This window comes from Salinicola aestuarinus (genome assembly GCF_003206645.1).
Lineage (GTDB): Bacteria > Pseudomonadota > Gammaproteobacteria > Pseudomonadales > Halomonadaceae > Salinicola > Salinicola aestuarinus.
This window is the reverse complement of record NZ_PZJP01000005.1, coordinates 641,172-655,381: the sequence shown is the minus strand read 5'-3', so window position 1 is coordinate 655,381 and position 14,210 is coordinate 641,172. Positions and strand designations below refer to the sequence as shown.

At 63.9% G+C, this 14,210-nt stretch carries 12 protein-coding genes; 4 read left to right on the top strand and 8 right to left on the bottom strand.

Annotation, left to right across the window (positions count from 1 at the left end; all coding sequences use genetic code 11):
• Positions 1-28: 28 nt before the first annotated feature.
• Complete coding sequence (locus DOM41_RS08300) at positions 29-1,060, bottom strand: methionine synthase (protein ID WP_110686351.1); 1,032 nt, start codon at positions 1,058-1,060, stop codon at positions 29-31.
• Positions 1,057-2,070 (bottom strand): DUF1852 domain-containing protein, encoded by a 1,014-nt coding sequence (locus DOM41_RS08295; protein ID WP_110686350.1) that lies wholly within the window; start codon positions 2,068-2,070, stop codon positions 1,057-1,059. Before DOM41_RS08295 ends, DOM41_RS08300 begins: the two co-directional genes overlap by 4 nt.
• A 368-nt stretch (positions 2,071-2,438) precedes the next feature.
• Between DOM41_RS08295 and DOM41_RS08290 the strand changes: the two genes are divergently transcribed.
• Positions 2,439-3,572: a lactonase family protein gene (locus tag DOM41_RS08290; protein WP_110686349.1), complete on the top strand. Its 1,134-nt coding sequence runs from the start codon at positions 2,439-2,441 to the stop codon at positions 3,570-3,572.
• Positions 3,573-3,780: 208 nt separating this feature from the next.
• On the opposite strand, the gene DOM41_RS08285 is transcribed toward DOM41_RS08290, so the two are convergent.
• Complete coding sequence (locus tag DOM41_RS08285) at positions 3,781-4,233, bottom strand: DUF2846 domain-containing protein (RefSeq protein ID WP_110686348.1); 453 nt, start codon at positions 4,231-4,233, stop codon at positions 3,781-3,783.
• Positions 4,234-4,324: 91 nt separating this feature from the next.
• Between DOM41_RS08285 and DOM41_RS08280 the strand changes: the two genes are divergently transcribed.
• Positions 4,325-4,507 carry a hypothetical protein gene (locus DOM41_RS08280; RefSeq protein WP_157956887.1) on the top strand — a complete coding sequence of 61 codons (183 nt, stop codon included), beginning with the start codon at positions 4,325-4,327 and terminating at the stop codon, positions 4,505-4,507.
• A 41-nt stretch (positions 4,508-4,548) separates the two neighbouring features.
• On the opposite strand, the gene DOM41_RS08275 is transcribed toward DOM41_RS08280, so the two are convergent.
• Positions 4,549-5,433 carry a LysR family transcriptional regulator gene (locus DOM41_RS08275; RefSeq protein WP_245391778.1) on the bottom strand — a complete coding sequence of 295 codons (885 nt, stop codon included), beginning with the start codon at positions 5,431-5,433 and terminating at the stop codon, positions 4,549-4,551.
• 130 nt (positions 5,434-5,563) lie between these two features.
• Here DOM41_RS08275 and DOM41_RS08270 point away from each other — a divergent pair, with 130 nt between their 5' ends.
• Entirely contained in the window at positions 5,564-6,313 is a 750-nt protein-coding gene (locus DOM41_RS08270) for an SDR family oxidoreductase (protein WP_110686346.1), read from the top strand.
• 185 nt (positions 6,314-6,498) lie between these two features.
• Here DOM41_RS08270 and DOM41_RS08265 read toward each other — a convergent pair whose 3' ends face one another.
• The 3 genes from DOM41_RS08265 to guaB form a co-directional block, all read right to left on the bottom strand.
• Complete coding sequence (locus DOM41_RS08265) at positions 6,499-7,014, bottom strand: hypothetical protein (RefSeq protein ID WP_110686345.1); 516 nt, start codon at positions 7,012-7,014, stop codon at positions 6,499-6,501.
• Positions 7,015-7,257: 243 nt separating this feature from the next.
• The gene (guaA, locus tag DOM41_RS08260; protein ID WP_110686344.1) at positions 7,258-8,832 is read right to left on the bottom strand and encodes a glutamine-hydrolyzing GMP synthase; all 1,575 of its coding nucleotides are present in this window, start codon (positions 8,830-8,832) and stop codon (positions 7,258-7,260) included.
• A 335-nt stretch (positions 8,833-9,167) separates the two neighbouring features.
• Entirely contained in the window at positions 9,168-10,637 is a 1,470-nt protein-coding gene (gene guaB, locus DOM41_RS08255) for an IMP dehydrogenase (RefSeq protein WP_110686343.1), read from the bottom strand.
• 194 nt (positions 10,638-10,831) lie between these two features.
• Here guaB and xseA point away from each other — a divergent pair, with 194 nt between their 5' ends.
• Positions 10,832-12,208: an exodeoxyribonuclease VII large subunit gene (gene xseA, locus DOM41_RS08250; protein ID WP_110686342.1), complete on the top strand. Its 1,377-nt coding sequence runs from the start codon at positions 10,832-10,834 to the stop codon at positions 12,206-12,208.
• A gap of 293 nt (positions 12,209-12,501) precedes the next feature.
• Here xseA and glrR read toward each other — a convergent pair whose 3' ends face one another.
• Complete coding sequence (gene glrR / locus DOM41_RS08245; RefSeq protein ID WP_110686341.1) at positions 12,502-13,872, bottom strand: two-component system response regulator GlrR; 1,371 nt, start codon at positions 13,870-13,872, stop codon at positions 12,502-12,504.
• Positions 13,873-14,210: the final 338 nt, after the last annotated feature.

Below are 14,210 nucleotides of genomic sequence, written 5' to 3'. Positions count from 1 at the left end.
CGGGCCGGTTTGCGCCGGCCCTCGTGTTCTAGCGGGTCTGGAGCTCCCGGCGAACGATCGCCGCACCGGCACTCAAGGCCTCGAGCTTGGCGCTCGCGACGCGCCGCGGCAACGGCGTCATGCCGCAGTTGGTGCAGGGATAGAGCTTGTCGGCGTCGACGAACTGCAGGGCCTTGCGCAGCGTGTCGGCGACCTCTTCCGGCGTCTCGACGGTCTGGGTGGCGACATCGATGGCTCCCGCCATGACCTTCTTGCCGCGGATGAGCTCGATGAGCTCCATCGGCACGTGAGAGTTCTGGCACTCCAGCGAGACGATATCGATGTTGGAAGCCTGCAGCTTGGGGAACGTCTCCTCGTACTGGCGCCACTCCGACCCCAGGGTCTTCTTCCAGTCGTTGTTGGCCTTGATGCCGTAGCCGTAGCAGATGTGCACGCCGGTCTCGCACGTCACGCCTTCGATGGCGCGCTCCAGGGCCGCGATACCCCAGTCGTTGACCTCGTCGAAGAAGACGTTGAATGCCGGCTCGTCGAACTGAATGATATCGACGCCGGCGGCCGCCAGCTCTCTGGCTTCCTCGTTGAGGATCCGGGCGAACTCCCAGGCGAGCTTTTCGCGGCTCTTGTAGTGGCCGTCATATAGCGTGTCGACCATGGTCATCGGTCCCGGCAGCGCCCATTTGATCGGCCGGTCGGTCTGCTGACGCAGGAAACGGGCGTCATCGACGAACACCGCTTTTTCACGCGCCACCGGCCCCACGACCGAGGGCACGCTCGCCTCGTAGCGATCACGAATCTTCACCGTCTGACGTTTCTCGAAGTCGACGCCGCTCAGGTGCTCGATAAAGGTGGTGACGAAGTGCTGGCGGGTCTGCTCGCCGTCGCTGACGATATCGATTCCCGCCTGTTGCTGATCGGCCAGCGTCAGTCGAAGCGCATCCTGCTTGCCCTCGACCAGGGCGTCACCCTCCAGCTTCCACGGCGACCAGAGTTTTTCGGGCTCCGCCAGCCAGGCAGGTTTGGGCAGGCTGCCCGCCGTCGACGTGGGTAACAATGTTTTCATGAAAACGCGACCTTGTTCCTGGGTTGATCAACGGTGTCTTTGGCCGACCACCGTTCGAAGACGTGGCGGTAGGGCGTGATGAAGTGCTCTTCGGCGAACTTCCCCTGCTCGATGCCCAACTGGCTGCGCTCTTCCCGGTCATAGACCACCCGCGTCAGCGAATAGTCAGCGTGCTCCAGACTCGGGCGATAGCACTGTCCCGCCGGCGAATTGGCATTGTAGATCTCGGGGCGATAGATCTTCTGGAACGTCTCCATCGTGCTGATCGCGCTGATCAACTCGAGCGTCGTATAGTCGGTGAGTAGATCACCGGCGAAGTAGAACGCCAGCGGGGCGACACCGTTCGGCGGCATGAAGTAGCGCGCCTCGAGCCCCATCTTGCCGAAGTAGAAGTCCGTCAGCGACGCGTCGTCGTTGACGTATTCCACGCCCAGCACCGGGTGGTGATTGTCGGTGCGACGATACTGCTTGCTGCTGGAGACACTGAGGCAGATGACCGGCGGCTTGCCGGCGATGCTTCGATACGCCTCGGAGTCGATGAAGCGTCTGAACAGCGTGCCGTGCAGGTCGCCGAATCCCTCCGGGATGCCGAATGCCGCACGATCTCGATTGTGCTCGGCGAGGCGCACGCTGAAGTCGTAATCCCGCACGTAGGACGAAAAGTTGTTGCCGACCATGCCCGGGATTCGCACGCCCGCCTGCCTGTCGACGATCGTCGTTTTCAGCACCTCGATAGCCGGAAAGCGCGTCTCGCTTGCCTCAGCGCCCACCTGCACGTCGCCGGTGATGATCTCGAGTTCGACCGCGTACCGATCGCCGGTGGGGTTGTCCCAGTGGGCCAGGCTGTTGAAACGGTTCTCGATCATCGTCAGCGCATTGCGCAGGTTCTCACGACGCCGCTCGCCTCTCGCCAGGTTGGCGAAATTGGTCGTGGTCCGCGTGTTGTCGGCGGGACGATAGTGCTCGTCGAACGCGACACTGCTGACGGTAAACGTAAAGTCCTGGCTCATCGTTGGTGCCCACCCTGGTCACTGGGATCGATTCTGATGCTTCAGAACGAATCCAACCGCTTATCGAATTCTTTCATCGAACGGACCGCACGGGCCCATCACCGGAAAACATTTGACCCTTTATGACAGAGCCTCCGCATGAGGTGTAGTGATTTAATTTCACCGCAACGTGAGCCACGTTCATCAACCGCTGCGCGGCGTGAATGGCCGCCCCTCGCGGCGAGGCTCTCAGCTTAAGGTCGCGTTGTGGAATAGCGGGCAGCGGCCTAGTTTGACTCGCAGCCGCACGGTTACCCGTGTCGCCACCCGGCGTCTCGCCGCCCACGCGGCGAAGCGGCCCGCACGCTACCGACGAACAAGGAAGACCCATGCCAAGGATGAGGAACCAGGCCGTCAGTTGGCTCACGGGAGGCGCACTGCTCGCCGCCTGTCTGAGCGCTCAGGCGGCGACCTACGTCTATGTCTCCAACGCCGACGACGGCGTCATCGCAAGCTATACGCTCGACCGCGACAGCGCGACGCTGACGCCGCTGACCACCACCAAGGCGGAAGACTCGGTCATGCCGATGGCACTCAGCCCGGACCTACACCATCTCTACGCCGGCATCGGCAGCGAGCCCTACCGCGTGCTGAGCTACCGCATCGACCCGGAGAGCGGCGAGCTGACGCGAGAAGGGAGCGGGTCACTGCCCTCTCCCATGGCCTACATCGATACCGATGAGAGCGGCAATTACCTGCTCAGCGCCTCCTACTCGGACGACATCGCCAGCGTCGGCCCCATCGACGCCGACGGCGTGGCCGGGGATTCGACACAGACCGTCGACACCGGCCAGCGTGCCCACGCCATCCAGACCACGCCGGATAACCGCTTCGCCTTCGTTTCCGTGCTCGGTGACGATCAGATCACCCAGTTCCGCTTCGACGCCGACTCGGGCGAACTCAGCGCCAACGAGCCCGCCACCGTGGACACGCCGGAAGGCACCGGGCCGCGCCATTTCCGCTTCGCCCCGGATAGCCGCCATCTCTACGTGCTCGGCGAACTCACCGGCGCCGTCACCACCTACGCCATTGATGCCGACGACGGCACGCTGACGCGCCAGGGCACCGTCGAGGGCGTCCCCGAGGCGCTCGATCTGGCCCACGGCATCCCGCAGGAAGACATCCCGGACGGTGACGAAACCCTGCGCATCTGGGCCGCAGACATTCAGGTCACCCCGGACGGGCGCTACGTCTACATCTCGGAGCGCACCAGCAGCCTCATCAGTACCCTCAAAGCGGACCCGGAGACGGGCGAACTCAGCTACCAGCGCAGCCTGCCGGTGGAGCTCCAGCCCCGCGGCTTTCGCATCGACGACACCGGGCGCTACATGGTCGTTTCCGGCCAGCTCGACGGCGAGCTGGGGCTCTACCGAATCGACCCCGAAAACGGCGGGCTGGAGAAGGTCGACAGCGCCGCCACGGGAGACAACGCCAACTGGGTCGAGATCGTCTCTTATGAGTGATCGCCGCGGCGAGTCGCGCTATCGATGAAGGATGCCCGGCCTTCACGATGCGCTTCGTTACCCACCCGAGAAGCCCTGCGTCGTCAGGGCTTCTCGGCTATCGGCGGGTGAGATTCCTTATCGGCGGGTAAGATCCCTTGTCGGTAGGTGAACCACAATAACCGGCGAAAGACCGCTCTTCGGCGCGCGACACTCTGGCGCGGGGACTCTACTGAGGTGCGGCCAAATGGCAGCATTCGCGCAGCGCCTGCATGCCCTCGGCTTCGGGTTTCAGCTCGAGATTGGCCCCCCCGACGAAGACGCCCAGCTTGATGTACTGCTCGACGAAATAGTTCTTCCCGGCATTCGCCGAGAATCGGATCGCGTTGTCGCTGAACTCCGATTCCGTTGCCAGTTCGTGCTCACCCGGCGCGATCGTCTCGTAGAAATAGACGCCATTGGCGGTCTTACCCAGAGGGCGGCCATCTAGCGTCAACGTCTTCTTCAGCGCCTTGCCCATGAAGCTGTCGCGGTAGACGTAGAGCCCCGCCTGATTGTCGGGCGGCACGGGAAACTGCTTGAGTGCCCGGTCTTCTTCACTACTCCCCATCGGCACCGAGGCGCACCCCGACACCAGCAGCGTGGCGGCAATCAGCCCGCCCAACACTGTGCGTTTGATCATCGATGTTCCCTTACGGCATTGCTTGGTGGTCATGGCGGCGAACCGCCGCGCCAAGTATCGGCCGGTAAAGGCATTTCCTGAGGAAGATGTCGTGACGGCCACCCGTTCGACCATCGACACCGGCCAGAGGCTGCCCAGGCTTACCCCGGGCAGGCACGACCGACAGCTAACGGGAAATCGCGGCCTCGACAAACTCGGCCAGATCGCCGCGCTGGAAGCACAGCGCCACCGCTGGCGCCAAGTGATGCAGGAAGGCGCCCTACCGCCCGAGTGAGAGGCGGCGCGCGTCCACTCTGACCAGAAGCGACCAAGGGGTCAGCGATAGTCGCGAACGTGATCGATCAGTGCGCGCAACTTGGGCGTGACGGTGCGCCGGCTCGGGTAGTAGAGCGAGAAGCCGGCGAAAGGGGGCAGCCAGTCATCCAGCAGCGTCATCAGCTCGCCGCGCTCGATGTAGGGCCGGAACGTCTCTTCCATGCCGAAGGTGATACCGCCGCCGGCCAGCGCCGTGCGGATCATCAGCAACAGGTCGTTGGTGGTCACCTGCGGCGCGACCGCCACATCGAATGCCTGGCCGTCACGCTCGAACTCCCAGCGATACGGCGCCGTGTCGGGTCGCGGGCGCCAGCCGATGCAGCGGTGATGCGTCAGTTCCCCGGGGTGCGCCGGGTAGCCATGACGCGCCAGATACGCCGGCGAGGCGACGGCGACCTGTCGCTGCTCGCCGGTCAGCGGCACGGCGACCATGTCACGCTCGATCACCTCCCCCAGACGAATGCCGGCGTCGAACCCCGTGGCGACGATGTCGAATTCCTCGTCGGTTACCGTCACGTCGAGGGTGACGTGCGGATAGCGTTCGGCGAAGTCGGCGATCAGCGGCCCGGAGAGGAATCGCTCGGCAATCGATGTCGCCGTGACCCGCAACGTGCCGTGGGGCGCGCCGGGCGCATCCCGCGTGGCTCCCAGCACCGCGTCAATCTCCCCCAGCGGATGGACAAGCGCCTGATACAGGCGCTCGCCCTCTTCCGTGAGTCGAACGCTACGCGTGGTGCGGTTAAATAGCGGCCGCGTCAGGTCGCTCTCCAGCCGTCTTACGCCCTGGCTGACGGCGGAGCGCGTCACCCCCAGCCGATCCGCGGCGGCACGGAAATTGCCCGCCTCCGCCACGGCAATAAACAGTGTCAAAAGATTGAGATCCATCGCGATTGGCAAGCCTTGCTAACCATTATGTCCAGCGTGCAGCCTATTCTACTCAACGGTGCCGCGCCCTATCTTGTCGCTCACGGGAGCCGGACATTCGTCCGCTTGAGAAACGACGGGAAACAGAATCATGAGCGCTAGCACAAACCTGAACGACAAAGTCATCCTGATTACCGGCGCCAGCAGCGGCATAGGTGAAGGCATCGCCCGTGAGCTGGCCGCCGCCGGCGGCCGTGTGCTGCTCGGCGCGCGCCGGGTGGACAAGTTGGAGCGCATCGCCGCCGAGCTCCGCGACAGCGGCGGTAGGGTTGAGGTTGAGGTGCAGGCGCTGGACGTCACCGACCGCGCCGACATGGCCGCCTTCGCCGATACCGCGCTGGAGCGCTGGGGTCGAATCGACGTGCTGGTGAACAACGCCGGCATCATGCCGCTCTCCCCGCTCTCTGCCGGCAAACGGGACGAATGGGAGCGGATGGTCGACGTCAACATCAAGGGCGTGCTGTGGGGTATTGGCGCCGTGCTACCGGTGATGGAGCGACAGGGCGAGGGGCAGATCATCAACATCGGCTCCATCGGCGCGCTGCAGGCCGTGCCTACCGCCGCGGTCTACTGTGGGACCAAGTTCGCCGTCCGCGCCATCTCCGACGGATTGCGCCAGGAGACATCGAACATTCGCGTGACCTGCGTCAATCCCGGCGTCGTGGCGAGCGAGCTTGCCTCGACCATCACCCACGGCGACACCGCCGCCCTGATGGATGAGTATCGCGCCATCGCCCTAAAGCCCAGCGACATCGCCCGCGCCGTTCGCCAACTCATCGAAGCGCCGGCCAGCGTCGACACCACCGAGATCACCATTCGCCCGACGGCATCGGCGAATTGAGTCGACACCACCGAGATCACCATTCGCCCGACGGCATCGGCGAATTGAGTCGACACACGCGATAGAGGAAGAGGCGATAGAGAGAGGCGTTCAGGTCTTTGAGGGAATGGGATTGGTCGTAGGAATGGATACGTTCGTGGGAATCCAGAGAGAAATAGACCGGGCAAACGCCCGGTCCAAAGTACTCAGATCTGACCAACCTTGACCAGCTTGTCTTTCATCTCGGTGCTCACGTCTTCCATCATCACCAGGTTGAGCGACGCCCCCTCACCCTGCATGGAGACGGCATCGCCGAGATCGGCGCTGATCTCATCGGGTGACAGCGTATACATGCCGCCATTGAACGGGTCGACGACCAGCCAACCGATGACGCCACCGAACAGAATATTACCGCCGATGAACCAGCCGTTCGGCGACGTCGTCAGCGTGATCTGACGCATCTGGTAGCCCGGCTTGTCGATCTCGACATGGTAGGTCTTTCCACCGAAATAGCTGCCGTCAGACTTCTTGAGTGTGACGGTGGTCGGCGTCGTGCCGGTGAAAATTTGCTTGGCAGTTTCGTCAGTGATAACAACCGCCGCATCGGAGGGTGAACTACTGATCGTCATGCTTTGATCGCTGTCGCCAACAATAGATGCGCAGCCGGTCAGGCTGATCGAGGCGCAAGCTGCCACAAGAGCGGCAAGGGTTTTGAAGCTCATTAATCAACGTTCTCTTGAAGTGCAGGTAGGCTCTTTAAGGCCTTCGTGAACGCAATGCGCGCACCTTCAAAGCGCAAGTTCCTGTCGAATAACGACCCTTTCTTGCACTTCTTTAGGCATCAAATGAAAATAATTTTATTGGTCAGCAGCCGTTGTCGACAGGGGCATTAATTCATGAAAAAACCCGCTCAATGGCGGGCTTTTTACTTACAGGTTTGTAGGAAAAAACCTACAATTTAAACCTCACTCCCACTCGATCGTCGCGGGCGGCTTGCTGCTGACGTCGTAGGTCACGCGCGATACGCCACTGATCTCGTTGATGATTCTTCCGGAGACCTTCTCCAGCAGCTCATACGGCAGGTGGGCCCAGCGGGCGGTCATGAAGTCAATGGTCTCGACGGCGCGAATGGCGATGACCCATTCGTAGCGGCGGCCGTCACCGACGACGCCAACCGATTTCACCGGCAGAAAGACGGCGAACGCCTGGCTGGTCTTGTGGTACCAGTCGAAGTTGTGCAGCTCTTCGATGAAGATGGCGTCGGCTTCCCGCAGGATGTCGGCGTACTCCTTCTTCACTTCACCCAAAATGCGCACGCCGAGGCCCGGCCCCGGGAAGGGGTGACGGTAGACCATGTCGTAGGGCAGGCCGAGTTCGAGGCCGAGCTTGCGCACTTCGTCCTTGAACAGTTCCCGCAGCGGTTCGACCAGCTTGAGCTTCATTGTCTCCGGCAGACCGCCCACGTTGTGGTGCGACTTGATCACGTGCGCCTTGCCGGTCTTGCTGGCGGCGGATTCGATCACGTCCGGGTAGATGGTGCCCTGAGCGAGGAACTCGACGCCGTCGATCTTGGCGGCTTCGCGGTCGAAGACATCGATGAAAGTGTTGCCGATGATCTTGCGCTTGGCCTCGGGGTCGTTCTCCCCTTCCAGCTTGCCGAGGAACTCGTCTTCGGCATCGACGCGGATCACTCGCACGCCCATGTGCTGGGCGAAGGTGTCCATCACCTGCTCGCCTTCGTCCTTGCGCAGCAGGCCGTTGTCGACGAAGACGCAGGTGAGCTGATCGCCGATCGCCTTGTGCAGCAGCGCGGCAACGACGGAGGAGTCCACGCCGCCGGAGAGACCCAGCAAGACGTGGCGGTCGCCGACCTGTTCACGCACGCGCTCGGCGAGGTCTTCGATGATCTTCGCCGGCGTCCAGAGCGTCTCGCAGCCGCAGATCTCGAGCACGAAGCGCTCGAGAATCCGCTGGCCCTGGGTCGTGTGGGTCACTTCCGGGTGGAACTGCACTGCGTAGAGGCGCTTCTCCGCCCAGCTCATGGCGGCGATGGGGCAGCTCGGGGTGGAGGCGGTCACTTCGAACGCCTCGGGCACGCGGGCGACCTTGTCGCCGTGGCTCATCCAGACGTCGAGCAGGGCGTCGCCGCGCTCGCCGATGTGGTCCTTGATGCCGCCGAGCAGGTCGTCTTCCGCCGCCACGCTGATCTGGGCATAGCCGAACTCGCGCTTGTCGGAGCCTTCGGTGGCGCCGCCAAGCTGCTCCGCCATCACCTGCATGCCGTAGCAGATGCCGAGTACCGGCAGGCCCATCTCGAACACGCACTGCGGCGCGCGCGGGGAGTCCAGCTCGGCCACCGACTCCGGCCCACCGGAGAGGATGATGCCGTTGGGGTTGTATTCGCGGATCTCGTCTTCGGTGATGTCGAAGGCGCGCACTTCGGAGTAGACGCCGAGCTCACGCACGCGGCGAGCAATCAGCTGCGTGTACTGGGAGCCGAAGTCGAGAATCAGGATCTTGTGCGAATGGATGTCGGTCATCGAATGGGCCCTGAGATGTAGTGCTTAAACAAGCAGCGGCGCTTGCAGACTCAGCCTGAAAAGCGACTGCGCTTGTCCATACAGCGTTGAAAATTGTCTCAAGATGCTCATTTACAACCGTAAACTCCGCTCTTTCTTCAATTTTCGCCTTGCCTGGACTTCGCTCGTCAACGTTTCAGACGGAGCCTGGGCGCCGCTGATGAAGCCGGAAATGGCTAGAAACTGATTCCATGGCCGAGCCCATACAAGATGAACTCAACCATGGAAAGAAACCCTTCGAGCGATGCTCAGGCGAGCCGACGTTCAACAAAGCCCGAGCGAGCGCAGAGGGTTCATTACGCCCCGCGGTAGTTCGGCGCTTCCTTCGTGATCTGCACGTCGTGCACGTGGGACTCGGTGATCCCGGCGCCGGTGATCTTCACGAACTCCGGCAGCGTGCGCATCTCGTTGATGTCGTGGCAGCCGGTGTAGCCCATGGAGGCGCGCAGGCCGCCCATCATCTGGTGGACGATGGCGCTCATCTGGCCCTTGTAGGCGACGCGCCCTTCGATCCCTTCCGGCACCAGCTTCTCGACGCCCTCTTCCTTGCTCTGGAAGTAGCGATCCGAGGAGCCCTGGGTCTGGGACATCGCGCCCATGGAGCCCATGCCGCGGTAGGCCTTGTAGGTCCGGCCCTGGAACAGCTCGACCTCGCCCGGGGACTCTTCGGTGCCGGCGAGCATGCTGCCGAGCATCACGGTGCTGGCGCCGGCGACGATCGCCTTGGCGATATCACCGGAGTAGCGGATGCCACCGTCGGCGATCAGCGGGATGTCGAACGGCTTGAGCGCTTCGGCGACGTTGGCCACGGCGCTAATCTGCAGCACGCCAACGCCGGTGACGACGCGGGTGGTGCAGATGGAGCCGGGGCCGATGCCGACCTTGACCGCGTCGGCGCCGGCTTCGGCCAGCGCGACGGCGGCGTCACCGGTGGCGATGTTGCCGCCGATTACCTGCAGCTCCGGGTAGTGTTCCTTCACCCAGCGCACGCGGTCGATGACGCCCTTAGAGTGACCGTGGGCGGTATCGACGACGAGCACGTCGACACCGGCCTCGACCAGCGCGGCGATGCGATCCGGCGTCTCGGCGCCGGTCCCCACGGCGGCGCCGGCGAGCAGGCGACCATCGGCATCCTTGGCGGCCATCGGGTAGGTGCGGGCCTTCTCGATGTCACGCACGGTGACGAGACCGCGCAGGTGGAAGTCCTTGTCGACGACGAGGATCTTCTCGATGCGGTTTTCCTGCAGCTTCGACTTGATCACGTCGAGGCTGGTGCCTTCCGGCACGGTGACCAGCTTCTCGCGCGGGGTCATGATCGCCTCGACGCTGTCGCTGTAGTCCGGCTGGAAGCGCATGTCGCGGCCGGTGACCAACCCGACCAGGGTTTCACCCTCGACGACCGGGAAGCCGGAGTAGCCGTACTCCTGGGCCATCTCCAGCAGATCCTGCAGCTTGGCGTTGGGCCCGACGGTGACCGGGTCCTTGACGATGACGCTCTCGTGTTTCTTGACCTTGCGAACTTCGGCCGCCTGCTGGTTGATCGACATGCTCTTGTGAATGATGCCGATACCGCCTTCCTGCGCCATGGCGATCGCCAAACGGGCTTCGGTGACGGTGTCCATGGCGGACGAGAGCAGCGGGATGTTCAGCGTGAGCTTGCGAGTCAGGCGGGATCTCAGGTCGACGTCTCTGGGCAGGACATCCGAGTAGCGGGGTACGAGTAATACGTCGTCGAACGTAAGAGCTTCTTGCGCTATACGTAGCATGGTCGGAAACCCAATCTGGCAGGTGGTGAGGGACCGGTGGCAGCATCCGCGGGAAGCCGGTTAGGCTGGATACGGCTCGGCGGGTGGTGCGAAAAGTTAATCGCGCATTATAGACATTTGACGACACCCACTCAACGCCGAAGCCACCGTGCGTGTTACGCTGCCACGCTTTCGTGACCGTTCCGAGACTTGCCATGCCCGCCCCGACGCCCCAGGCGATCTCCGTCAGCGACCTCAACCGTCAGGCCCGCCAACTGCTGGAACGCGGCTTCGGCGACTGCTGGGTAGAGGGCGAGATCTCCGGGCTGGCGCGCCCCGCGTCCGGTCATATCTACTTTTCGCTCAAGGACGCCAAGGCGCAGCTCAAGTGCGCTTTCTTCCGCAATCGCGCGGGGCTGTCGCGCACGCCGTTGAAGGATGGCGACCGCATCAGGGTGCGCGGAAAAGTCTCGATTTTCGAACCGCGGGGCGACTATCAGCTGATTGTCGAGGCGGTGCAGCCAAGCGGCGAAGGCGAGCTGATGGCGGCCTACGAGCGCTTGAAGCAGACGCTGCAGGCCGAGGGCGCCTTTGCCAACGCGCGACCGCTGCCCTACCCGCCGCAACATCTGGCGCTGATCACGTCCCCCACCGGTGCAGCGATTTGTGACGTCCTCGCGGTGCTGCGGGCGCGCTGGCCGATGGTGCGTGTCAGCGTTTTCCCGGTACCGGTACAGGGTCGCGAGGCGCCACCGGCGCTGATTCGCGCACTGGCGCTGGTCAACCGTCAGGCTCGACGCGACGCATCGGAAAACGACGCACAACGCCCGAACGGCACGCCGTTCGATGCCATTCTGGTCACCCGCGGCGGTGGCAGTCTGGAAGACCTGTGGGCCTTCAACGATGAGCATCTGGCGCGGGCGATCTTCCGCTCCGCGCTGCCGGTGATGGCGGCAATCGGTCATGAGGTGGACCACACCCTGGCGGAGTTCGCCGCCGACGTGCGCGCCCCCACTCCGTCGGCGGCGGCGGAACGGCTGGTACCGGACCGCCGCGACCTCACCGCGAGCCTTGAACAGGCCCGCGCGCGGCTGGTGCGAGCGTGGCAGGGCCGCGCCAACGCCGAGTCGCAGCGGCTCGATCACCTCCGCGCCCGCCTGCGTCACCCCGGAGAGCGTCTCGCTCAACAGCGTCAGCATCTGACGACGCTGGAGCAGCGGCTGAACAGCGCGATGCAACGTCGGCTCGGTGACGAACGCCAGCACCTATCCGCGGTCGCGCAGCGCTTCACTCGCCACGACCCGGCGCGAACGCTCGCCCGCACCCGGGCACAGGTGGCCGATCTGCAAACACGACTGGAGACCGCCCAGCGTCGCCAGCTACAGCAGGCGCGCCAGCGACTGGAGGCCGGCGCGCGCGAGCTCAATGCCGTCAGCCCGCTGGCGGTGCTCGGCCGTGGCTACGCCATCCTGCAGGATGACGACGGTCAGGTGATTCGCGCCGCCAGTCAGACCCAGCCCGGCCAGACGCTCACCGCCCGCCTCGGCGACGGGCGACTCAAGCTCGAGGTAAAGCGTCGCCTGAAGCGCTAGACGCTTGAACGCTTGAACGCTTGGACGATAAAAAGTGATCGCTCACTTACGCAAAAGCCCCCACCGGCTCACACCGATGGGGGCTTTTGCGTTGACAGCCACTTTGCTGTCAGCGTCGTTTCGCGCTCGGCGCCGTTTCTCTTTAACACCTTCTGGCTGCCACAACCTTCTGGCTTCCCCAGCCTTCTGGCTTCGACACTTTTTTTTTGCTCAACGCGTCTTTGGGCGTCACGCGTCAGCGGCTTTTACCCCTGGCGCGAGGCAACTCCAAGCGCTGCCCCGAGTGGCCGGGTTCAGAGCGCGTTCGCCCCCGTTTTGAAGGTGCCGGGGTCGAGATCGTGGCGCGACAGCAGCTTGTAGAAATCGGTGCGGTTACGCCCGGCAATGCGCGCGGCCTGGGTCACGTTGCCTTCGGTGATCTTGAGCACCTTGACCAGATAGCTGCGCTCGAAACCCGCCCGGGCCTCGCTGAATGACGGCAGCGCGTTCTCCTCGGCGACCAGCGCCTGGGAAACCAGCGCCTCCGGAATCATCGGCGTGCTGGTGAGCGCCACGCACTGCTCCACCACATTGACGAGCTGGCGCACGTTACCGGGCCAGGCGCTCGCGGCGAGCAAGTTGAGCGCGTCCGGCGAGAAGCCTTTGACGAACGGCTTATGGCGCGCGGCGACCTGCGCCACCATGTGCTTGGCGAGCAGCGGGACGTCCTCGGCGCGCTCCTTGAGCGGCGGCAGGCGCAGATTGACCACGTTGAGGCGGTAATAGAGATCCTCGCGGAAATCGCCCTCGTGCATGGCGCGGTCCAGATCGCGATGGGTCGCGGAGATGATGCGCACATCGATGGGGACGGATTGGGTGCTGCCGAGCGGCCGAATCTGGCGCTCCTGCAGGGCGCGCAGCAGTTTCACCTGCAGCGTCAGCGGCATGTCGCCGATCTCGTCGAGAAACAGCGTACCGCCGTCGGCCGCGAGAAAGAGGCCCTCGTGCTGGGTCACCGCGCCGGTGAAGGCGCCGCGGGCGTGGCCAAACAGCTCGCTCTCGAGTAGCTGCTCCGGCAGCGCGCCGCAGTTGATCGCGACGAATGGCTTATCGGCGCGGGGGCTCGCCTGATGCATGGCGTTGGCCAGCAGCTCCTTGCCGGTGCCGCTGGGGCCGGTCACCAGCACGCTGACGTCGGATGCCGCGACCATGTAGGCCTGCTCGAGAATTCGCTCCATCTGCGGGCTGCGGGTGATGATCTTGGAGCGCCACAGCTCGCCGCCCTCGCCCCGCGGGCTCGGCGCCTGTGCCAGCGCCTCGTCGATGGCATCGAAGAGTTCGTCGCGGTCGATCGGCTTGGTCAGGAAGCTGAAGACGCCCTGACGCGTTGCGTTCACCGCTTCGGGGATCGACCCGTGGGCGGTCAGAATGATCACCGGCAGCCCCGGCACGCGGCGCTGAAGCTCGTGAAAGAGCGCGAGCCCGTCCATCTCGTCCATGCGCAGGTCGGAGAGCACCAGGTCGGGGACACTATCGACCATGAGCCCCAGCGCTTCACGACCGCTCTCGGCAGTAGTGACCTGAAAGCCTCGGCTCTCTAGGCGCATGCCGAGCAGTTTGAGCAGGCTGGTGTCATCGTCGACCAGCAGGATGTGCGCGCTGTCGGTGGACTGGCCGGGCTGCATCGCCGGGGTCCTGACCGCCCGGCGGTGAGACGCTTGGGAATTCACTGACATCGGTTGGGTACCTCTTGCCATCGCCGGGCCGCAGCCCGGGTGCCGAATCCGGCGGGTGACGCCGGCGGCGTTGACTCGCCCGCCGGGTCACGGCGGAACGGTCGGTGACGTCGACGAGCGCGCGTCGATCAGGTGTCGACACACGCTCGTGGTGTTTTCCTCACTCCAGGCGTCGCGGGGCCCGAGCGAGTCATGACTCTATTCGAAGTAAACGTTCACTGACGCCGTTTTAAGAGTCACACAGAAACAGTGACCACTCACTGACGGTTGCGTTCCACCGCTTACGC